Source organism: Microcoleus sp. B5-D4, assembly GCF_036705145.1.
Lineage (GTDB): Bacteria > Cyanobacteriota > Cyanobacteriia > Cyanobacteriales > Microcoleaceae > Microcoleus.
The window spans coordinates 100645-123074 of sequence record NZ_JAUBTV010000003.1 but is presented as its reverse complement, the minus strand read 5'-3'; the positions used below and the strand labels follow the sequence as shown (position 1 = coordinate 123074).

Here is a 22430-nt window from a genome sequence, read left to right as displayed (position 1 = left end):
GAATTTATTTCTTGTGGAACAGGCATCTTGCCTGTTCTTGATAAGGGTGCACAATGTGAGGAAATAAGTAGGGACACGGCAGTGCCGCGTCCCTACCTCTGCTATAAAATAATTATAAAACATGGATCTTCAAGATATTCTAAACAGCACAGAAACTTACCTGCAAAAGTGCGTTTCACCCCACGCAGAAATTATCGACAGCGACTCGGAAGCCCTAAAAACAGCAGTTGCTGGATTAGAAAATCGATCGCTCTTAGCATTGCGAGTTCCCCAAAAATGGGGCGGTGCCGAAATTGCACCGGAGATTTTTTACCAATATCAGGAATTGACGGCTCGATATTCCGGCGCTTTGTCTTTCCTGCAAACTCAGCACCACAGCGCCACTGCAATGCTTGCCAACAGCGACAATGAACTGCTAAAAAGCAGATACTTGCCCGCGATCGCCCAAAAAGAGTTACGCTTGGGTATTGGGTTTTCGCATTTGAGGCGATCGGGCAATCCGGCCGTCACCGCAACTCCCACAAAAGCGGGCTATTTATTGTCAGGAAAAGTTCCTTGGGTAACAGGTTTTGGCTTGTTTCAAAAGTTTATTGTAGCGGCGGTGCTTCCTGACAAACGCGCTGTTTTTGGTTTAGTGCCTTTTGCCAATATTGAAGGCGAATATGGTAAAATAGCTTGTAGCGAAATCATGCAATTAATCGCCATGAACTCGACTAATACTGTGACAGCCACTCTCGATAATTGGTTGCTGCATGAATCGGAAATAATTTCAATTAAACCTGTCGGCTGGATTTCGGAAAACGACAGCAAAAATATACTGAATTTTGTTCCGGCTACTTTTGGCTGTATTCGAGCAGGATTGGATGTAATTGCAGCCGCCGGGGCTGCTAAGAATTCACCTTTTATAACGGCGGCTTGCCAAAAACTAGAGCAAAAGCTCGATCGGCTAAAACAGAATTTCCCACAATCTCAACATAGCTCGAAAGCACAACAATTAGCGCTGCGCGCTCAAGCTATTGATTTAGCGGTGCGTTGCGGGCACGCTGCTGTTGCAGTTTCTAGCGGTGCTGCTAACGGTATTGTTCACCCGGCCGGGAGAGTTTATCGAGAAGCTTTGGTGTATACTGTTTCCGGGCAAACAAAGGATGTGATGGAAGCTACGGTCGATCGGTTGATCGCAAGGTTGTAGTTGTGGAGCGAGCGCCCTTAAAACTGAAACAATCCCAATCACAATTAGAGCAACCGACCCTAACTTTGAGTGCATCAAATACTGATAAATTAAGTTCATTTCGCAAATATCCAATAACCCACACCATGACTAATACCTATTTTCAAACTGCTAACCAATTGAAACAGAAAGGAAAATTATTGGAAGCCATCGCTTATTACTATCAAGCCATAGAAGCAAACCCTAACTTTTATTGTTCTCACCATAATTTAGGAGAGGCTTTGACCAAATTAGGGCGCTTTGAGGAGGCGATATCCTCTTTTCAACAGGCGATAGATATTAATCCAGATAGGGCAGGTTCCTATTATTATATGGCCCAAGTCTTATTAAAAACTGGACAGATCGAGCCAGCTAATTTAGCTTATTATCGTGCCATTGAGTTAAACCCTAGTTGGGGAGTGGTTTTAGTTAAGCAAGCAGGAATCGAGCGAGTTATTGCTTGTTTTGATTATGTATTGAAGCCCGAGCCTCATCAGGCGATGGTCTATTATGATTTTAGTCTGTATTTGGCAGAAAGAGATTTAATGGATGAAGCGATCGCTTGTTTCCAGAAAGCCCCGCAATTTAGTCATAACCAGGAAGTTAATAATAAGGGTGAACAAGAAAAATTCCCTGAAACAGGAGAAATTTATGATATTTTGTGGAAAAACTTAAATCATTTAGGAAAAATTGATGATATCTCTGAGCCAATTCCCACAAAAGCTGAAGCAGAATCCTATTTTGATAAAAACAGCCACTATAAAATTATTGATATGAATAATTTAAAGGAATCTGACAAATTTTTTCTCACTAATTATGGCATATCATGGGCTAATTTACAAATAATAAAAAAAGATAATCTTAGTTTAGAAGAAATTTATATTAATACTTTCGTTTCTACACCGAAACTAAAACTTTCTAGAAAATTTGTCGAAACAGTCTCTGAAGTATTGGAACCTTATAAAAACTATGCTTGTAGCAAGGCGATAGTAGAAACAGGTTATATTTACTCAGTCTGCCCTTTTAGCGGTAAAATTCTCAGGTCTAATCAATCATTTTATATTTATTGTGAATCCGGTGTATCAATACACTTTTACCGCTTTGTTAGCCAGGAAATATTTTACTTAGCAATTGGTAATACTTGTCGCGGAAAAATGTATATTTATCTACCAGGAAAAGAACTAATTATAAAATATACTCCTCACCGGTGGCTACCTAATGAAACAATCCACAGAATTATCAATATGTTAAAAAGTAATCTAATTAGTAGTTATCCAAAGACTAAATTGTATATACAAACCGAAATTACTAAAAAACTCGTATTTGATATAGGATTTAATAAAAATTTTGGTCACTACTACTGGAATGATTTATCAGGTATTCTCTATCTTCAGCACAACAATCTTTTAGAGAAAATAGAAAGATTTTTAGTGGGGGATAAACAGTTTTTTAATGTCGGCGGTGTTTTCCCTGAAATACCCAGCCATAAAATTAGTCAATTAGCTAATAATGACGAGCTATTTCAAACTATATTAGAGAATAACTATTTTGCTGTTCAAGTCAGTGACTTATTTATGAGTCAAGAGTTAGCGGATCGCGTCACTCACTTTTCTCTAAAAAAGTGTACTGAAAATCCAGAATTTTTAGAACAAGTAGAAAATGCTAAAAAACATTTCCCTCTTTTGTGTATCCAAATTAGAAGTAGTAGAACTTGGGTATCTCAGGTGGAGGGAAATAGTAATATAATCAAAGAACTAGCGAAGGACTTTCCTAATTTGGGAGTAGTTTTTGATGGCTGGGGGCGCCACGAAGTAGAATACCCTTTAGCGGAGTCGATGATTGTAGCGGAAAAGGATATTCTGAATGAAATTCTTACTCTTTTGCCTTTTAATATTCCAATATACTCTCTAATTGGCAGCACTAATTATGAAAAGGTAGTTTTTATTAATGAAGTAGATTTATACTGCATACCCTCCGGTTCTGGAATCGCAATAGTACAATGGATTGCTAATAAGCCTGGTGTAGTCCATGCACAGCCTGGTGTTCACGGTGTGGATTGGGTTCAAGAACACTGGTCGTCTCCGCTGGTTCGAGAAAATATTATACCTGCCAGATTGGTTTCTAAGGAGCATATGGTTGGCTTCCCTAATAGGGCTCATGACTGCCATTGGTCGGCGGTTTATGATGAAGTAGTGAAGATTGTTAAAGCACTTTCGCCAAGATAGACGGGCGATATGGGATATCGAATGACTTACCCTACTCCCAGCAAAATAACGCAACTTTTTAGAGAGATGACAAACAACTTTAAGTCAAATAAATTAAAAACGATCGCCTACCGCAAAATTGTAGACTTAACCCATTCAATTCACCCAAATATTCCCATTTGGCCCGGAGATCCAGCGACCGAAATTGCCACAGTATCTCAAATAGAAACAGACGGGTATTTCCTGCGAAAATTTTCGATGGGCGAACACAGCGGCACTCACATTAACGCACCCAACAGCTTTTATGCAGAAGGCGCCAGCATTGATAATTATTCCCCGCAGTCACTCGTTGTGCCGGCAATTGCGATCGACATCCGAGAGCAAAGTCTTGCCAATCCCGACTACACTTTAACAATTGATGATATATTGACTTGGGAACGGCAGCACAAACTTATAGAACCTGGAAATCTAGTTTTATTGTATACTGGCTGGCAAGAAAAATGGGATGACGAGAAAGCATTTTTCAACCGAGACGATCGCGGAATTTTCCACTTTCCCGGATTTGGCAAAGCAGCAACTCAATTTTTGCTAGAAGAACGCTCTATCGCGGGAGTTGGAACCGACACTCACGGAGTAGATACCGGGCGAGATGAAAGTTTTGCGGTTAACACATTGGTATTGGAAAAGCAACGAATAGTGCTGGAAAATCTAGCAAATCTCGACTTGTTACCTGCGGCTGACATCACTTTAGTTATCGGAATATTGCGCCTTTTGGGAGGTTCCGGTTCGCCCGTGTCGGTGTTAGCTTTTGTTGCTTGATGCGGTAAAACTTACATCTTGCGCCCTGCTCAAGAACAGGTAATTGAGAATGGTGCAATATCTCAGGTAAAATTGGATTGAGAGAAGTAGAGTAAAAACAATTAGATTAATGACAGAACTGCCCAAGGATCTCAACGACGCGATCGCCCAATCCCGCATTGCCACCGCCGCTGCCCTCTCGGACGGCAAAACTCTACTGCAAGTCGAATTAGTATTTCCAGAAATCGCCCTACAAGCACAGTCTATCACCCTACAATTCCTCCCAGAATTTGAGGAAATCTACCCCGGAGTAAAAGTCTTTTTTCCCGACACCGGTGCGGCAGCCCTCGCGCGCCGCGACTGGGGAGAAACACCGTTTAAAGTCACTGATTTGGGTAGCAGTCGCACCCCTGTTGAAGATAAAATAGCACCGGAAGATCAACTTTTCCTTTTGATCAATCCAGCAGCAGTAGAAGTTGCCCAAGTCGAAAAAATTTATATAGCTGCGGCCGGTCGCCCAGTAATTCTACTCAACCCGCGCCTCGAAGATGTTGCCACCATAGGTATAGGCTATGCGGGCCGCCAATTGCGCGATCGATTCCTCAGCAAAATTGAATCCTGCTACTATATCAGACCCCTAGACACTGCTGCTTTATTCCGCTGCTACCCCCAATCCTGGCAAGTGTGGCTGGAAACAAACGACGAATACAAACTAATTTCTGAAACCGCCCAAAAACCAGTCGGAGACGATTTAGAGCGGATTTTAGCCGCTTCTCTCCCAAGCGCCGATCCTGACTCCACCGCACCTGCAAAACCTCTAAAAAAGAAAGGTTTTTTGGCAGAACTCCAGACATTCCTCAAAGCTTTGACTCAGTGACAATCGTTAAGGCTCGATCGTATTTTACGGTGTGTCAGCTAGGATTATTTTCGACTTAATCCGTCGGCTAATCGCTGATGCACCCTAAAGCGTGAAATAACTCAAAGCTTTGCCTCAGTAACAGCAGTTGCAGAAGCACAATTAACAGCTTGCCTGTGTTTCTACCAGTAGCTACGCAAACAGGTACTGGTGAGCTTTACAGAATCTTTATAAAAAGCACTATAATGGGTGACACCCCTCCACCGTAAAAGAGGGGAGGCACATAACAGCAAAATCAGATGCTATAAGCTAGAGATGGGGCTTTTGAGTCAGGGAAGCGGATAAACACAATGGAGCACCGGCGCATTGTTATCGGGGACGTACACGGGCATTACGACGGCTTAATGACCCTGCTAGAGGCACTTGCCCCCAGCTCGAACGATCGCGTCTATTTTTTGGGAGACTTAATCGATCGTGGCCCCAAAAGCGCTCAGGTATTAGATTTTGTGCAGCAAAGCCCCTACCAAACTCTGTTGGGCAACCACGAACAACTGATGCTGGAGGCTTTGTCGGGAACGCCGATGGATATGCGAGCGTGGCAATCTTGGCTCTACAGTGGTGGCGATGCGACAGTAGCGAGCTACAGAGATACAGGGATGATGCCGTATAAACACTTAGAGTGGCTGCGATCGCTCCCCACGCACCTGGACTTAGGGGACATCTGGCTGGTTCACGCCGGCGTTGACCCCCATCTGTCGATCGATGAACAGTCGATCGAACAACTCTGTTGGATTCGCAGGGAATTTCACACCATGTCGAAACCCTATTTTCCCAATAAATTAATTATCACCGGTCACACGATCACCTTTACCTTTCATGGCGTCAGACCGGGCGAATTAGTCAGGGGCGAAGGGTGGTTGGATATTGACACGGGTGCTTATCATCCCAAAAGCGGCTGGCTGACAGGATTTGACCTCAGCTACCGCAGAGTTTATCAAGTAAATGTATTTAACAATCAAGTCCGAATTTTGCCGTTTGACGAAGTTGTCCGGCAATTGAAGCCGCAGCCGATTGCACCCCCCCAAGCTGCGATCGATTCTATTGTTCAACAGCAGTGTTAAATCAATTTGTAGTTTTAGGGTATGTCAGTTTAAGTTTGATCAATTAAATCGAAATTAACCTGCTTCTGACGTACCCTAGTAATATCATGTCCGGTGGAGGAACCGCGATTTTTGTAGGGGCGGGTTCACCAACAATACGTGCCAATAATTGACAATCTCAAAAACCCGCCCCGACCGGGCTATTATGGTTAATCCATGGGACATGATATAACTGGATTTGTTTTTTAACGAACCGCGAAGGCGCGAAGAGCGCGAAGTAAGAAAAGAGAAGAAAATAGAAGAGAAAACAATAGAGCCCCTGACAGATTGAGAATTGCTACGAACCTAAAAGTCTGCGGATTTCTAGCCTGTAATCCTCATTATCCAAACCTTCACCGCTAGCAAGCTCCGGATCTATAGCCTGCGAGATAGCAGCAATTCGATCGCCAGTTGCCGGGTGAGTGCTTAAAATGCTAGGAGGAGAAGGCTTGTTGAGCAACTTTTTCATAAAATCAACCATCCCAGATTGAGCGTAGCCCGCTCGCCCCATAGTTTGCAATCCCAACTGATCGGCTTCATACTCAGCTTGGCGACTGTGGGGACGGCGCAAAGCCAATTCCACCCCAATCTGAACCGCCTGAGATCGATCAAGCCCAGTGGCCGAAGCTACGCCTGAAGCTATGGCCATTTGACGCATTTGTTTAATCGCGTGGCGAGCATTAATGTGAGCGATTTCGTGGGCGATCACACTTGCCAATTCTGCCTCATTGTCCGCCGCCGTCATCAAACCTTTATTCACATAAACAAAACCGCCCATAGTTGCAAAAGCATTAATCGTGTCGTCGTCAATCACTTGAAAAGTATAAGGAATATTTGGGCGAGTGCTTTCTTGAGCGAGTCGTTGACCGATGCGGTTGATATATTCTGTAGTGTCCCGATCGCGGTCAATCTTAAACTCGCTGTTCGTTAACTGCTGATTAATTTGTCGGCCAATAGTCACCTCTTGGCGATCGGACATATTCGACAATTGAATAACTTGAATGCCTCGAAAAATCAGTTCGGGCAAAGAAAATGCTTGAGTCGGTTCCGGGGAAACCACCCAGATACCCGCAGCCACAATCAGGGACAGAAACAGATAAATCCCCCGGCCACAAGTACGCCGGCAAGTCAACCAAAAACTTTTTAACATGATTGATACGTGGGAGAAGTTAGATAAAATTTGAGGAAAAACTCGAAAAGTCACTCAATAGGCAGACGTAATTTGAGGCTGCTTAGTTGCTATTCTAGCTTTTTGTCAATTTTTAACCGCGCCACCAGCTTCTGGGCGATCGACCCCCAGGCTAACCAACCGCCGTCAACTGCCTTCTGGCTTAAGTGCCCCAGTCATGCGGATTTTGGGCGATCGTTGTGGTAATATCTTTTAGCTTCAGGACTTACGCATCAATAAAGTATGTCATTGCCAGCGGTAGCTCAGCAATAGCAGCATCTGTTTTTCATCGATGTCTGTGTAAGTCCTGAGCTTGTAAACATACTCCTGTCGCTATCAGTATAATAGGCGATTTATGAAAATTTTGGATTCTCAAGGCCGACTGTTCGGCAAACTCAGCATCCTAGACGTAGGTGCGGCTCTAATCGTACTGCTAGTTGCAGTCGGAATCTTTTTCTTTCCCGGCACTTCTGGCGGTTCCGTCGCCCAAGTCGGCACCAGTATCAAACCTGTAGAGATTGATGCAATTGCGATCGGTCTCAAAGGAACAAACGTTCAAGACTTGTTCAAACCAGGTGATAAAATCAATGTGGTGATCCGCAATCAACCCTCCGGTCAGATTACCATTAAATCTGCCAAAACTCTCACCAGAACCCTAGCAGTTCCTCAGCCCAACGGCACTCTGAAAGCTCTCCCCGATCCCAGAGAAGAAGAAGCATTCAGCAAAAATATGATGTTTACCTTAGAGGGAAAAGGTCAACTTACTGAAAATGGCCCGGTTTTAGGTAATACGAAAGTCAAAATTGGCACTACGCTAGAGCTTGAAGGCAACAAGTACATTTTCAACGCCAGCGTCATCGACGTGCGAGTAAAAGAATAGTCAGTAGTCAGTAGTCATTAGTCAGTAGTCAGTAGTCATTAGTCATTGCTAATGAGGAAGAGGGAATTCATATTCCTTCTTCCTTCTATCCTTTACATCCGTTACATCCGTTACATCCGTTACATCCGTTACAAAATCCGTTGCCGAACTTCTTCACCCTTCCGAAAGCAACTTTAAATATTGCCGAATTAAGCCAATCGTGACAGCGGGAAGTTCTAACTGCGGAGTCAAACCTACGTTTTCGAGAGGTTGAAAAACTTTGATTGCTTCGGGGTTGAGGTTTGCCAACCGCTGGCCGATATCGGGCCCGGTAAACTGCGATTTTTCTCCCCAAATAATCGCTGTCGGCGTTGTTAGCTGAGTGATGTACAGCGACAAATCAAAGCACAAATCTCCCCGCACAAAAGACAGGGCGGCATATTCTGCATTGGGTTCCAAAGCAGATTGGAGGTAAGCATCAACAATTTCTTGGTAAACGCGACGCGAATCGGCAAATTGGCGTTGTTCTAGGAAGCTACGGATGCCGCCGTCTGTGGCGATTCCGGTACTGTAGAGCAAGCGATCTAAAATCGGCGTGTTGACTAGCTTAGCGAAGAAACTGCTGCCGTAATCTTGTCCGAAGTCCGACAAACCGCTGGGTATGGTCAAAATTAGGGATTTGAAGAGATCCGGCCGTGCGATCGCCGCTCGAATCGCGATCGCCCCTGTTAGCGAAGAAGCAATCACCTCTGTCGGAGTGCCGCAAGTTTTTTCTAGAAATTCGATCAACGTTGTGATATAATCTTCAACCTGATAATTTCTTGCCGGATGTTCCGATCGCCCCCAACCGATTAAATCCGGTGCTAAAATTCGATATTCTGTCGCAAAAGCCGGATAAACTTTCGACCATTCGTAGGCACTCGACCCGCCACCAAAACCGTGAAAAAATACTAAGTTCGGCTTATTTTCCGAAGTTGAGGTCGGCAACCCCATCCAAGGCATTTTTTCAGCAGTGTAGTAAACCATTCTGCCGAGAGAAGTAACTATTGATCGCTGACCGAAGCCGAGGGGTACAAGCATAAACTAACCTTAATCGCTGTTATATTTTAGATTCTTTTCCGTCGCCCCGTCTTTGTTTAAAAAACTTGCAAAGCTGGTGGCGTTTTTGTAAAGATTGAGTAATGATTTAAATCTATTTTAGTACAGGTGAAGCGTGAAACTACAGACAGCAAGTAAGTTTTGCGATTTGGGCAATTCGGCTGTGTAGTTATCCTTACCCTTGCAAACTACCGCCGATCGGAGATAATAGCAAAATGATGGGTAAGACCCCTCAACAAAATAGAGTCGGTTCGCCAACCCCGAAAGCAGGCGCTCGGAAAGGAGGAGTATTAGAACTCGCTTTCAGGCAGGCGGGAGGTTGGCGGAGGCTCGCCAATCACGAATCATTAATCACGATATTTTGCGGAGCAGTGGCTTTTGAGGTCGAAAGTCTTTGTTGGAGGGCGGGCGATGGGGTTTCGATTCCTAATTGCAGGTTTGGCAATCACGGGCCTCGCCGTTATCAATTCCAAAACACAAGAAACAACTAATCTCAGGGAGGTTTACTAAAATGCAACTGCTCAGAAAAAGGGATCGCGAGGGTTTTATGGTTGATGCGAAAAGTCTTCAATCAGACGGGTTTGCAGAATTTGATACAGCCTATCGAAGCATGGATTTAAACGGCAAAAAGTCTGTTGTCGCCACTCCAGAACGCTCAGGCGCAGGGTCAGAGGTGCGATCGCGCGCCACGGTACCTGCGATCGTCCGCGTAGCTTTAGAAGACTTGAAATGCTTTGAAGTAGTAGAACACCAGTTTGCACATTGGGGGGTGACTTTTAGCAATGCTGTCGCCATCCAACCTTCAAACCCATCATTTTTCACTGGTTCTGGGGCAACAGTGTTAATGGGGGCCCCCAAAAGCGGACTGATAGAAGTAACTTTTAAGTATCCAGTTCGCTGGGTGTCAGGACTTGTCACCAGTTCGCGGCGAACTGTTTTATCTGCGTGTGACATTGACGGCAACCCAATTGTTCAGGATGAAATGCCGGCGCCCAATCTAGTGGGGTCTAATTCTCCGATCGACCCTAGGGCTCCCCTACGCGTAAAAGCTCCGAATATTCATAAAATTACTTTTTACGCTTTTGATGGTCAGCTAATAGTCGATGACTTGACTTTTGGATTTTAAAGCAATGCCATAAGTAGCGTCCCAAGTCTGCAAACCTTCGAGAAGGGCATTGCGGACTAAAGCTTCTGGTTCCCGACTCAGCATCAGGCGAAAGCACTCGGCAGCGCGGGAACGGGCGATCCTCTGCGAGGGCTTCGCTAACGAACTTTTGACAGAGCTCACAGGGCCAAACCCACCCTGATTCACCAAATCGGTCATTTGCCGCACAGCAATCAAACGCTTCACGGGGTCAGCATCAGTCAAATCCGCCAAGATGCGATCGAGCGCCACTTCATCTTTTGCGGCCCCCAGACTCAACCCTTGCCGCAGCAACAGCCAGGGAATCGCGATCGTACCCAAATTTTGCAAAATTAGGCTCAAAGCCATCCAGTGGCTCTCAGAGTCCGCCCAAATCGCCAAACTCATGTAAGCGCCCAAGGTAGCAATGCCGCCGGTGCCGACGGCTAAAACGAACCGACGGTTCGGGCCCTCCCAAAATTGCTCGCCTTTTGCTCGCAGCAATTGCCAGTCCCACGACTGCCCTCGGTAAACCAGCATCATCGCTGCTATCCCCAGGCCTGTGGAAAACAGTAACTCACTATTCCACCACCCCCAAACTGCTGCGAGGGTGACAACTGCCAGCCAACCTTTTGATCGAGTCAAACTCTCTAGCAGCCACTTGAGAAACGCAGTAGAAACCACAGGCGATCGGGCCTGATCGCTCTTGCCATATATCCTCCGACGCCTTGTTTCGGCAGTCCGGCCTGTGACTGTTGGGGTTGCCGGCGGGCGATCGTCCGAACTCAATTCTCTCAAAGCTTGGCCCTGAGTCATTTCCAAGGACAATTCGCTCAAGGAGAGCGATTCGAGTTGCAAAGTGCGATCGGACACTTTCACCGGCGATCTATTCCGCTTGGTTGTAGTTTTTTTAACTTGATTCATACTGACTTTTTTGAAAAATAACTTAAAGTTATCCAGGCTTTTTTAGCACTGATTTAGATTCTCGACAAACAAGACTCTAAGCTTCTATGATACCGGAAATTCAAACCCGTGGCGAGTACCGCAAATGCGCCGAATTCCGAGAAATCCTTACCAAAAATAGAGCAATTGAAGATTGTTGAGAAAAGCACCACAGGTTAACAGGGAATATTTCTGCATCGCTCTTGAGACAGAATGGCGATCGGAGTTGGCATGATAGCCAAAAAGCGAAATTTTTTAATTTCCGAAAATAGGGGAATTTTAAGTGATTCAATTCGTCCGCCAAGAAATGCACGACGAAAATTTAGCCTTTTGCCCGCAGGCCCGGACTCTCGCTGCTACCCGGTGTCAGATGAGGCTGGGTTCAGCTTGACCGCTAGGTTAGGGCACCGCAGCCTCCGGGCGGGCAGAGAATCCAGACACAGACAAGTATTGTTGGATAATTAGCAGGAGCATTCCTAAACTGCTAAGATTTTTGAATTAATGGGAGTTGAGGAAGCCCATCATCCGGGTTCAAACCGGTAAAGCAGCAAGGCAAGCAACCGACCGCGCAATCCGGTTCGGCAATTGCGGAGGCTGGAACAAACAGCGGCTTTTGACCAAACTCAGACAGAACTGCTGCCCCAAAGTGTGTCTGCGGAGGTTAGGCTAGTGAAGAGAGGAAAAGAATAGTTACGATCGAGACTTGATTAGTCTACCTTGTAATTTATTGCTCAGTTGTCAAGCCCAACAGTTTTGCATTCTCGCGATGAGCGAGACTCTTGGCACTTCCAACAAGTGGGGAACTCGACCGTCAAAGAACTTGGGTTTGATGGTAAAGCCCTTAGTAATATGTAAACACCTTACCGATAACTCGCCGGAACAATCTTGCAAGAAAACCCATGTCTAGTATGCAAAGCCAATTCACGGTTCACTTCTGGGGCGTTAGAGGTAGCATAGCGTCTCCCGGGGCAGAAACAGTACGTTACGGGGGCAACACGCCCTGTGTAGAAATGCGAGTGGGTGACAGTCGCCTAATTTTCGATGGCGGTACTGGATTGCGGGTTTTGGGACAAACTCTCCTGTCCCAGATGCCCGTAAAAGCTCATATGTTTTTTACTCACTCTCACTGGGATCACATTCAAGGATTCCCATTTTTTGTCCCAGCTTTTATTCCTGGGAACTGCTTTCACATCTATGGGGCTATTGCTCCTAATAAGGCTACTATCCAGCAGCGCCTCCACGACCAGATGCTGCACCCCAATTTTCCGGTACCCCTGCAAATTATGGGGGCAGACCTGAAATTTAACGATATAGAAGTGGGCAAACCGCTGGAACTCGGAGAGATTAAGGTGGAAACTGCTTTGCTGAACCATCCGGGCGAAGCTATAGGCTACCGCGTAAACTGGCGGGGGTATTCGGCTGCTTACGTGACTGATACCGAACATTTTCCCGATCGTTTAGACGAAAATGTGCTGTATTTAGCTCAAAATGCTGATGTGCTGATTTACGACGCTACTTATACCGATGAGGAGTATTATGCGGAGAAAAGCAGCAAGGTCGGCTGGGGACATTCGACTTGGCAGGAAGCGGTGAAGGTGGCAAAGGCTGCTAATGTCAAAAAGTTGGTGATTTTTCACCACGACCCGCTGCACAATGACGAGTTTTTAGACAGGGTGGGAGAAGAAGTGGCTCAAAGGTTCCCGAATAGTTTGATGGCGCGGGAAGGTTTGTCGTTACAATTGCTGCCTCCTGATAACGATTTGTCTGAAGCGTCGGTGCAAGCGCCTCAAGTGCCTGTCTGAGGGATGTGACATTGCCAGATGGTTCTGAAATCTTGAGGTCGGAAATCTCAAATTTAAGTTAGGGCTGACCTCAAAGACGGATACAAGCCCCCGGCTTAAGTCGTGGAAAACCAAAAAGTTTAGACCAAAGTTCAACCTTCCAGATTTATCTGTGGAGTCAAATCTAAAATCTAAAATCTAAAATCTAAAATCTAACATCGACTGGCGATCGCAATCTGGCTAAGTATGTCAAAATTTTAAGCGTGTGGGTAACTTCTTCTTGTACCGCTGCTCTGACTCCAACTTCTGTTGCCTTGGGAAACTTTGATGGTTTGCACCTAGGGCATCGACAAGTCGTGCAGCCAATTTTACATCGATCGCCTGGGCAAAATTCTGCGACGGTGATTGCGTCGGGGCAAAACTTGCTCTCCAACGCTGGCAAGGATCAAAATTTGGAAACAGAACATCCGGCGACCTGCGAAAATGACTCAGCAGCACCGCCCGATCGAGCCGACAGCAGCCAGAATTTCGATGGTTTGATAGGCCCTAGGGCAGAGGGCAACAGCCTCTCTGGGATAGATTCTGATGGGGTCGATCGGCTTTATAGCACTGTGGTGACATTCGATCCGCACCCGCAAGAATTTTTTACGGGTCAACCGAAAAAACTGCTGACGCCTCTGGCAGAAAAGGTAGAATTGCTCGCAGCCATGGGCGTCGAGCAACTTGTGCTGCTGCCGTTCGATCGAGAATTGGCCGCTTTGACTGCTTGTGAGTTTGTCGAGGAAATTTTGGTGCGACAACTAAAAGCGAGTCGAATTAGTGTGGGGGTTGATTTTCGGTTTGGACGGGGACGCGCAGGGACGGCTGTGGATTTGCAGTCGATCGCCTCTGGTTACGGTATTGATGTTGCTCTTGTACCGCTGCATAATTGCGGTGAGGGCGATCGGATCAGCAGTTCTGCAATCCGCGAAGGTCTGGCATCCGGCGACCTCACAAGAGCGAATCAGTTGCTGGGGCGACCTTACAGTTTAGTCGGGACTGTGGTTGGGGGACAGCGGCTGGGTAGGACGATCGGATTTCCTACTGCTAATATCGAACTGCCGCCGGAAAAATTTTTGCCACGTTTTGGCGTGTACGCGGTGCGAGTCTCGGTGAAGCATGGAGGGGAAAAGATGAAAGAGGAAAGTTCTTCCTATCAGCGGGAAAACCCCAAATCTGTAATCCCCGGCATAGCATCAAATTTATCTTTTGTCAATGGGGTGATGAATGTTGGCTGCCGCCCGACGGTAGACGGTCTGCAACCCACTGTGGAAGTTCACCTGTTAGATTGGTCTGGGGATTTGTATGGTCAAACCTTGAGTGCGAGTTTGGTAGAGTTTTTGCGACCAGAACAAAAATTCGCTTCTCTGGATGCTCTCAAAACTCAAATTCAGGCAGATTGTGATATTGCTAGAAGCCTCTTAACTGCTAAAGTCTAATAATTATGTGATCTAGAACAGGCGATCGCTTTTAAAAATGGTGCAAGATGAGTCAAACTAAATTCTAGTTGTACAAATACGAAGTCCGCAAGGCAAAGAGTCAAGAATTTGGCAATCTTGATATCTTTTCAACAATTAGCAATTAGCAATTCGCAATTAACAATTAGAAATCAGGGATATGAGACAACATATTGAGCGACTGAAACAAAATCTAGGCAAAACTATTGTTGGCAAAGGCGATGCTATTCGCTTGGTGCTGGTAGCCGTGCTTTCGGGCGGTCACGCGCTGCTGGAAGACGTGCCGGGTGTGGGAAAAACGCTGCTGGCGAAGTCTTTGGCGCGATCTATTGATGGCAAGTTTCAGCGGATTCAGTGCACTCCCGATTTGTTACCGACGGATATCACCGGTACTAATATTTGGAATCCGCGCAGCGGAGAGTTTGAGTTTTTGCCGGGACCAGTTTTTGCTAATGTTTTGCTTGCCGATGAAATCAATCGGGCGACGCCACGAACTCAGTCAGCTTTGCTGGAAGTGATGGAAGAAAAGCAGGTGACAGTAGATGGAGTTTCTCGAAATGTTCCGACGCCGTTTTTTGTGATTGCGACTCAGAACCCGATCGAATATCAAGGCACTTTTCCGCTACCGGAAGCCCAGATGGATCGGTTTACTTTGTCTTTGACTTTGGGCTATCCCGCTGCGTTGGAAGAGTTGCAAATGTTGGAACGGCTTTCTGATAGTTTTGCTGTTGAAGATTTGCAGCCTTGTATTTCTTTGGAAGAGGTGCAGGAATTGCGCCGTTTGTGCGCTGGTGTGAAGGTGGAAGGCTCTTTGAAACAGTATATTGTAGATTTGGTGCGATCGACGCGGGAAGATGAGGAGATTACTCTGGGGGTGAGTCCCCGGGGTGCGGTGGCTTTGCACCGGGCGTTGCAGGCTTTGGCGTTTATGGAGGGCCGGGATTATGGGACTCCTGATGATGTGAAATATTTGGCACCGCACGTACTTTCTCACAGGTTGATTCCGGCGGGCGGAAGGAGGGCTAAGACGATTGTTGACAAGTTGTTGCGATCAGTTCCTATTCCTTAAAAAGTTTGTAAGTAGGTTGCTTTAATTAAAGGAACAGGCAAGATGTCTGTTCCACAAACAATTACAGCTTAATTAAAGGAACAGGCTTTCCGGCCTGTTCCACAAACAATTACAGCTTAATTAAAGGAACAGGCTTTCCGGCCTGTTCCACAAACAATAAAGAATTACAGCTTAATTCAAGAAACAGGCTTTCCGGCCTGTTCCACAAACAATTACAGCTTAATTCAAGGAACAGGCTTTCCGGCCTGTTCCACAAACAATTAATTTTCCTGTGGGGAGTAGGGGTTGGGCATCCTGCCCACCCTTGAAAGACTTATTAATAATGGTGCAAAATGTCAGTTAATCCATAGGTTTTGCACCATTCTCAAGCACTCTCAAACAGCGCCACTAATTTCTTTGCCTCTAAATCGACATTGTGTTGTTGAGCAACTCTCTCTGCTCCTGTTTTTCCCATTTGTTCTAGCTTTTCTAGAGGTGCTTCCAATACCGCGCGCATCGCTACGGCTAATGCTTCGGCGGAACCGGGAGGAACTAACCAACCGCAAACACCGGGTTCTACGAGTTCCGGGATGCCAGCAACATAGGTGCTAATTACGGGCCGATTGAGAGCGAGGGCTTCCATAATTACGACGGGCAAACCTTCAGCAAAACTAGGCAATACCATTGCCCGTGAAGCTAAAATCTCTTGCTGAACTCGATCGCCACTGGCCCAACCGGTAATTTCTATATGGTTTTGCAAACCAAGTTGCTGAATCTGCTGTTCAATATCCGATCGCAGCGGCCCGTCTCCTACGAGTACCAACTTAAACTCTAAGCCTTGAACTGCTAACTTGCTAGCAGCTTCTAGCAATAATAAATGACCTTTTTGTTCGCTGAGCCGGCCAATGCAAGCTAAGCGGGGTGCTGCGGGTATGGGGACGTAGGGTGCAGTTAAAAATGCAGCATCTACGCCGCAGTGTATGACGTGAATTTTTGACCAAAAAGTGCGATCGCACCACCGAAAAAGCTGACTTTTACCGAAGGAACTAACTGCTGCTACAAAGGTCGATCGTTTAATTTTTTCGTCTAAGGAAAGAAGTGTGGCTTTATCAAATTCTTCAGGGCCGTGAACAGTGAAACTGTAAGTCGGGCCGCCAAGCACGTGGCACAGCATAGCGACTGTTGTGGAATTTGTCCCGAAGTGAGCGTGAACGTGTGCTGTACCCGATTCTGCAAACCAATTTAAAAGAATGCAAGCTTCTGCTAAATAAGCTAGATGCAGCAAAATCCCCCGTTCCGAGTGCCAGCCAACTTTGAACATTAACCGCACAGCTTCGATGAATCGAATGGGCCTAGTTGTGGCAACGCGGAGCAAACCCCACGCTAACCCCTGTACACCAACTCCTAAGATTACTTTAGTCAATTCTTGCTCTAGTTTGTCGGCTTCATCAACGAGTTCTGACTCGCAGGATCGGATCGAAAAGCGTGCGACTTTCAGGCCGCAATTTTCAACGGCTATAACTTCTCTGCGGACAAAGCTGTGGCTGACTTTGGGATAGAGGTTAACTAAATAAGCGATGTTCATGAACAGGCTGGAAAGGCTTTGCAATTTATTGAGTTTATTTTAGCATGGGGATATGGCGATCTCACAGTACCGTAGGTTGACACTATCGCAATTGATGGGATGGGGATTGGGAAAGGGCGATCGTATTCTCAAATTTACCATCAATACGAGAAGGAAAGCTATTCCGATTTGTTATGCATGAATAGGCGAAGGAATTATTTACAGCCCACATTGTTTAAGTCGCCCCATAAAACCCGACCAGTCAGCACCAGAACCTGATAATGCTGGATCTGAGGCAGGAAGGTGTCCTTTTGGAGCATTAAGATTGAAAGTGTATTCAGAGTAAGGAATCCGTCGTCCTTCTGTAAATGTTTCTTGCTCCCTGAACCATCCTATACTGACTTTTAGCTTATCAAAGTCTTGACCAACTTTTTCATAAGTTTGTTTCTGAATACTAAAACCAAAGTGTCCGTTACTCTCTTTCAGCCAAAGTTTATTAATTGTTTGAAGCTCAGTGCAAGGAAATTCCTTAATAGATTTTTCATTTATTCCTCCCTGTATTTCGTAACGTTTTTCCCATGTCAAGCCATTTTGGTTGCGATAAGCAATCCATCTCATGATATTAAGTGTTTCTTGATCTGCTGCTTTCAACTCCCTTTTTGCAAGTAAATCTCTCAACAGACTGTAGTTTGCTCCAACTTGTGATGGTAGTTCTATTTGTGCCAATGGACTGCCAGTTACTTTATTTTGTGTTGAGGATTTTTTTTCGGAGCTTATTTTATCAGTTTTTGATTTAGGATCGGGGACGCCATCACATAAATGTCTGTCTTCATTCGATACTTTCTGATTATTCTCTAAATAGCCACGAACCCATGCACACCCTCTTTTTTGTAAGTCTTCTATATCCAAATTCCATAAAATAACCGTTCCATCACTTACTGCGGTTGCCAATTCCTTTCCATCAGGACTAAAACTTAGGCTATTAATAGCTTCTGTCAAATTAAGTGTTTCAACCAAAGTACCATTGTGACTCCAAAGTTTGACTGTCCCATCTTCACTGGCTGAAGCAATCATCTGACCATCTGGACTAAAGCTGAGATCAGTAACTTTTTTACTGTGTCCACCAGTTAAGTTAGCAATTAAACTGCCATTATTTTTATAAATTCTCAAAATTCCATCTTCACCAGAGGTGACAATTTCTTTGCCGTCAGGTCTAAAACTGGCTTTATTTCCAAGAAGTTTAGTCAACAATTTACCATTGATTTCCCAGAGCTTTAAAGAAGGGCCTTCGTTATACATTCGAGACCTAGGTGTTACATATGAAGCAATTACTTGACCATCAGGGCTAAAACTTACACTATGAAAAGCACCATCAACATCTTGAATAGTACGTATAAGCTTTCCTTGATAGTCCCAAAGTTCCATACCAAACCAACCAGTCGAAGCTATTATTTGACCTTTAGGGCTAAATTTTATTGTATTATAAGAACTTGTAGAATCTTCAGCATAGGAATTGATTGGCGTACCATTTCGCTTCCAAAGCCTGAAAAATTTACCAAAATTGTCAACAGAAGCAATTATTTGATTGTCAGGACTAAAACTGACACTGTTGACTTTATCACTATGACCAATCAGAGTCTTGAACATTCTACCGTCTCGACTCCAGAGTTTAACGGTTCTGTCTTCACTAGCTGTAGCAATCATTTGTCCATCAGGGCTAAATTCTACGTCTGTCACTGAACTACTATGCCCCTTTAAGCGGGAAATATCAATAGGAGATATCTGCCATACTCTGACAGTACCATCGTCACTGGCAGTAACAAGTTTTTGCCCATCTGGAGTAAAATTTACTTTATTTATTGCACCGCTATGTCCCGTAATTGTAGTTAATAATTTGCCACTTATTTTCCAGATTTTAATAGTATTATCTTTGCTTGCCGTAGCAATTAATTTACCATTTGCACTAAAAGCAACACTTGTTACACCGTCTTTATGTCCTGAAAAATTAGTCACTAATGTACCATTCTTTTTCCATAATCTTACTATACCGTCGTCACCAGCAGAGACAAATGTTTGACTATCTGGGCTAAAAGCTACGCTAAAAACTGTTTTTCTATCGACTGGTGGTTTATTACTATGATTAATTTTTTTAAACAATTTACCATCACGGCTCCAAAGCCTAATTTCACCATCCATATCGGCTGAAGCAATCATCTGATTGTCTGAGCTAAAACTTATATTCATAATATTAGGGTCGCCAGAATCATTGGTATGTTTAAGAACAGCAATTAGTTTACCTTCTAGTGTTTGAAGTCTAATTTCGTCATCGCCACCTCCAGAAGCAATCATCTGACCATCAGGACTAAAGCTGACAGAACCGATCCCGAACTCTGCTAGCGATAGCGGCATCTCATCTTCTTGATATTTAAGAGTTCTCACGATTTTGCCACTACGATCCATCAGTAGAATATTTTGGTGATCGGCAAAAGCAATTAATTGACTATCAGGACTAAAATTAATACTAGAAATTTGACTCCAAATGCTTTTAGTTTCATTCTCAGCAAGATTTCTTGACCATGTACTTATTAATTTCCCATTTTTGTCCCAAATTTTCACAGTACCACCTTTACTAGCCGAAGCAATTAATTGACCATCCGGACTAATGCTTACGTCTTTAACCTCACCAGTATCACTTTCAAAGCGGTTTAGTTCTGCAATTCCATAAACTGACTTTTGTAAGGCTGTTATGGCTTCAATTCTAGTATCAGTTTTTGCACCTATACCTCCAAATGGTTCTTTAAGGCGTTTAGCTGCTCTCAAGCTTGCGACCAAACCTTCCAATTTTCTGTCAGCATCAATAAGAGATTTTGAAGATGCACTATCTGCTCTTATCTGAGCATCTGCATTTTCAATCAAAGCCCAGCCAGCTAATCCGGCCAGTCCCACAACTACCGCAGAAACTGCAAGAGCTAAATTACGACGGTTCTTTTTTCTATTTTTAATACTTTTCTGAACAAATTCCTGAGTAGATCCAGACAGTGGCACTAGATCAGAATAACGCTTAATATATTCCTCTGCCACTGCCAATTTTGTGCCTTGCAGCAGATAAGCTGATTCTCGCTGCTTACCTTTATCTCGCCATTCCTTAGCTGCATCTTCAATTGGCTGTTTAATTATCAACGCTTCTCCGTATTCCTTCAGCCAACCATCTAACAACCCCCAATTGCGAATCAGCGTTTCATGGACGATATTCACTACCGCTACACGCTGTGCCTCTAACTCTTGCTCACTGGTGACAACTAATTTCGCATCAGCCAAATACTGCACTACCTTATTTATCAATTCTTCAGACTGCTGAGAATTAACTAAATCTTTTAGCCAAACTTGCTGACGAGTATTCGGAGTATTTTTATCTTCACTCAACCGAGTTAATTCTTGAAAAATCCGCCTAGCCGCTTTCTGTTCCTCTGGCAAAAGGGAACTATAAACTGTATCAGCATGGTTTCCCAGTGCCTTTTGCACTCCACCCAAACGGCTATAATCGGAAATTGTCAAAAGATTAAAACTACTGTTTTCCCACAATTGATTCAGTGTGTACTGCAACAAAGCTAAATCGCCTGGGGAATCTGTTACATCAGCAATCATCCGCTGGACTAAATTTCCATCAATTTCTAACTCCACTAACTCAGCAGGTTTGAGGATAACTTCTTGCAACTCTGGGCGGTTCATCCGTTGAACTCTCACCAAATTATTGTCAATTTTGTTAGCTAATCCAGCATACTCCTGTTCGGCACACTTGTGTTGAAAATCATCCCGCATTACCAACACCAAGCAGAGTTTATTTCCTAAATGTTCTACTGCACCCATTAAGTATTCAAAAAATTTTTGTCTTTTTTCTTGATTCGGAGGAGCAAACACTTCTTCAAATTGGTCTACTACTAGCACCACTCGCTCACTAGGAATACGCTTGATAAAAAGCACTAAATCATCGGTTGTTTTAACGCTTATACCCAGCACTTCCTGTAGATTTCCGAGCGGATCAGTACCAGGCGTAAATGGCGGATAAAATGTCCATCCGTCGCTACCTGGTATCTTATTTTTTAGGGGTGATTGATTACCTAGATATAGCTGATACAGTAACCCAGCCCTAACAACCGAAGATTTACCACTCCCAGATGCACCCAGTACCGCGATAAAATTACTAGAGCCTACCTTCTCCAAAAGCTGATTTGTTAGTTGTGTGCGTCCGTAGAAATATCTGTGATCGTTAGCTTTTTGAGGATTGGTGGGATTGAAATCAAAATATTCTAGTCCTTTGTAGGGACAAATATTACCTCGAACTCCTCCTTTATATGTAAGGATTATTTGACTACCTATATTCCTGACAACTGAGTGCTGGGGTGCATTTTGCAGTGCTGCTTCCAATAATGGCTTTAATGATAGATTAGTGACCGTGCTCTCTTCTTTGTTAGTCGGATCAAGTGCTTTTAACAAAGCAGGAGTCAGCACTCCTCCGTAAGCTACCTGAAATTCGCGACAAGCAGCAATAAAACAACGATCGAAATCTCGCTGTTGCTCAAATTCTGCTAAATTCTGCTCTATAAAATTGAATAACTCTCCGCTATGACAGCAATCCAACCACACAATCTGCTGCCGCACCAGACTATCTTTTAATATTTGATGTAAGCGTTTCAGTGAAAACAGGCCATCTTCGCTGTCATGTTCAAAAAGAGCATCACTGGTCATTAAAAAGCCTTCAGGTTGTCCATCTTTCTCGCTTCGCCAACCATGACCTGCAAAAAACAACAGCGCCGTTTCTGGAATTATACCGCTTTTAGGTTGAAAAAGCTGGGTAATTGCATCCTCCAATTCTTTTAAATCCAAGTTTTTCTCTGAATCTACTTCCCGGACATCTTCCTTACTGGGAAGCCTATGCACCTCAAAGCTACCGTATTTCTCTAAAAGTTGGGCAATCTTCTCGGCATCCTGTGCTGCTGTAGGGAGATTGCCTCCAAATGGATATTCATTGATGCCAATTACCAAGGCTTGTCGCTTCGTCATGTTCACCCACTCATGCAGTAGTGTCTTTTCTGACTATACACAAGCAAATTAGTTTCTTCCGGATTTAATGTTTTTCTTTGTGTAGA

Annotated in this window: 15 protein-coding genes; 10 read left to right on the top strand and 5 right to left on the bottom strand. The window is 44.5% G+C overall.

Annotated features, from left to right (window positions below; translation table 11 throughout):
* Nucleotides 1-121 precede the first annotated feature (121 nt).
* The 5 genes from QUB10_RS02505 (at nt 122) to QUB10_RS02485 (ending at nt 6186) form a co-directional block, all read left to right on the top strand.
* Entirely contained in the window at nt 122-1189 is a 1068-nt protein-coding gene (locus QUB10_RS02505; protein WP_333199222.1) for an acyl-CoA dehydrogenase family protein, read from the top strand.
* A gap of 125 nt (nt 1190-1314) precedes the next feature.
* Nucleotides 1315-3432, top strand: a complete 2118-nt coding sequence (locus QUB10_RS02500; protein ID WP_333199220.1) for a tetratricopeptide repeat protein — start codon at nt 1315-1317, stop codon at nt 3430-3432.
* 66 nt (nt 3433-3498) lie between these two features.
* Nucleotides 3499-4230: a cyclase family protein gene (locus QUB10_RS02495; RefSeq protein WP_333199218.1), complete on the top strand. Its 732-nt coding sequence runs from the start codon at nt 3499-3501 to the stop codon at nt 4228-4230.
* Between the two features lie 109 nt (nt 4231-4339).
* Nucleotides 4340-5086: a DUF1995 family protein gene (locus tag QUB10_RS02490; RefSeq protein WP_333199215.1), complete on the top strand. Its 747-nt coding sequence runs from the start codon at nt 4340-4342 to the stop codon at nt 5084-5086.
* Between the two features lie 329 nt (nt 5087-5415).
* Nucleotides 5416-6186: a metallophosphoesterase family protein gene (locus QUB10_RS02485; protein WP_333199212.1), complete on the top strand. Its 771-nt coding sequence runs from the start codon at nt 5416-5418 to the stop codon at nt 6184-6186.
* A 316-nt stretch (nt 6187-6502) separates the two neighbouring features.
* Here the strand turns inward: QUB10_RS02485 and QUB10_RS02480 are convergent, their stop codons facing one another.
* Entirely contained in the window at nt 6503-7354 is an 852-nt protein-coding gene (locus tag QUB10_RS02480) for a M48 family metallopeptidase (RefSeq protein WP_333199210.1), read from the bottom strand.
* Between the two features lie 373 nt (nt 7355-7727).
* Between QUB10_RS02480 and QUB10_RS02475 the strand changes: the two genes are divergently transcribed.
* The gene (locus QUB10_RS02475) at nt 7728-8252 is read left to right on the top strand and encodes a DUF4330 domain-containing protein (protein WP_333154652.1); all 525 of its coding nucleotides are present in this window, start codon (nt 7728-7730) and stop codon (nt 8250-8252) included.
* A gap of 153 nt (nt 8253-8405) precedes the next feature.
* Here the strand turns inward: QUB10_RS02475 and QUB10_RS02470 are convergent, their stop codons facing one another.
* Nucleotides 8406-9311 (bottom strand): alpha/beta hydrolase, encoded by a 906-nt coding sequence (locus QUB10_RS02470; protein WP_333199207.1) that lies wholly within the window; start codon nt 9309-9311, stop codon nt 8406-8408.
* 529 nt (nt 9312-9840) lie between these two features.
* On the opposite strand from QUB10_RS02470, the gene QUB10_RS02465 reads away from it, so the two are divergent.
* Nucleotides 9841-10455: a hypothetical protein gene (locus QUB10_RS02465; RefSeq protein WP_333199205.1), complete on the top strand. Its 615-nt coding sequence runs from the start codon at nt 9841-9843 to the stop codon at nt 10453-10455.
* On the opposite strand, the gene QUB10_RS02460 is transcribed toward QUB10_RS02465, so the two are convergent.
* A complete protein-coding gene (locus tag QUB10_RS02460; RefSeq protein WP_333154649.1) occupies nt 10423-11376 on the bottom strand; it encodes a hypothetical protein in 954 nt (317 codons plus the stop codon). The genes QUB10_RS02465 and QUB10_RS02460 overlap by 33 nt on opposite strands.
* Nucleotides 11377-12293: 917 nt before the next feature.
* Here QUB10_RS02460 and QUB10_RS02455 point away from each other — a divergent pair.
* From QUB10_RS02455 to QUB10_RS02445, 3 genes are all read left to right on the top strand, one after another.
* Nucleotides 12294-13196 (top strand): MBL fold metallo-hydrolase, encoded by a 903-nt coding sequence (locus QUB10_RS02455; RefSeq protein WP_333154648.1) that lies wholly within the window; start codon nt 12294-12296, stop codon nt 13194-13196.
* A gap of 242 nt (nt 13197-13438) precedes the next feature.
* Complete coding sequence (locus tag QUB10_RS02450) at nt 13439-14653, top strand: bifunctional riboflavin kinase/FAD synthetase (protein WP_333154647.1); 1215 nt, start codon at nt 13439-13441, stop codon at nt 14651-14653.
* 178 nt (nt 14654-14831) lie between these two features.
* The gene (locus QUB10_RS02445; protein WP_333154646.1) at nt 14832-15740 is read left to right on the top strand and encodes a MoxR family ATPase; all 909 of its coding nucleotides are present in this window, start codon (nt 14832-14834) and stop codon (nt 15738-15740) included.
* Between the two features lie 364 nt (nt 15741-16104).
* Here QUB10_RS02445 and QUB10_RS02440 read toward each other — a convergent pair whose 3' ends face one another.
* A complete protein-coding gene (locus QUB10_RS02440) occupies nt 16105-17304 on the bottom strand; it encodes a glycosyltransferase (protein WP_333199202.1) in 1200 nt (399 codons plus the stop codon).
* 198 nt (nt 17305-17502) lie between these two features.
* Nucleotides 17503-22344 carry an nSTAND1 domain-containing NTPase gene (locus QUB10_RS02435; protein ID WP_333199199.1) on the bottom strand — a complete coding sequence of 1614 codons (4842 nt, stop codon included), beginning with the start codon at nt 22342-22344 and terminating at the stop codon, nt 17503-17505.
* Between the last annotated feature and the right edge of the window lie 86 nt (nt 22345-22430).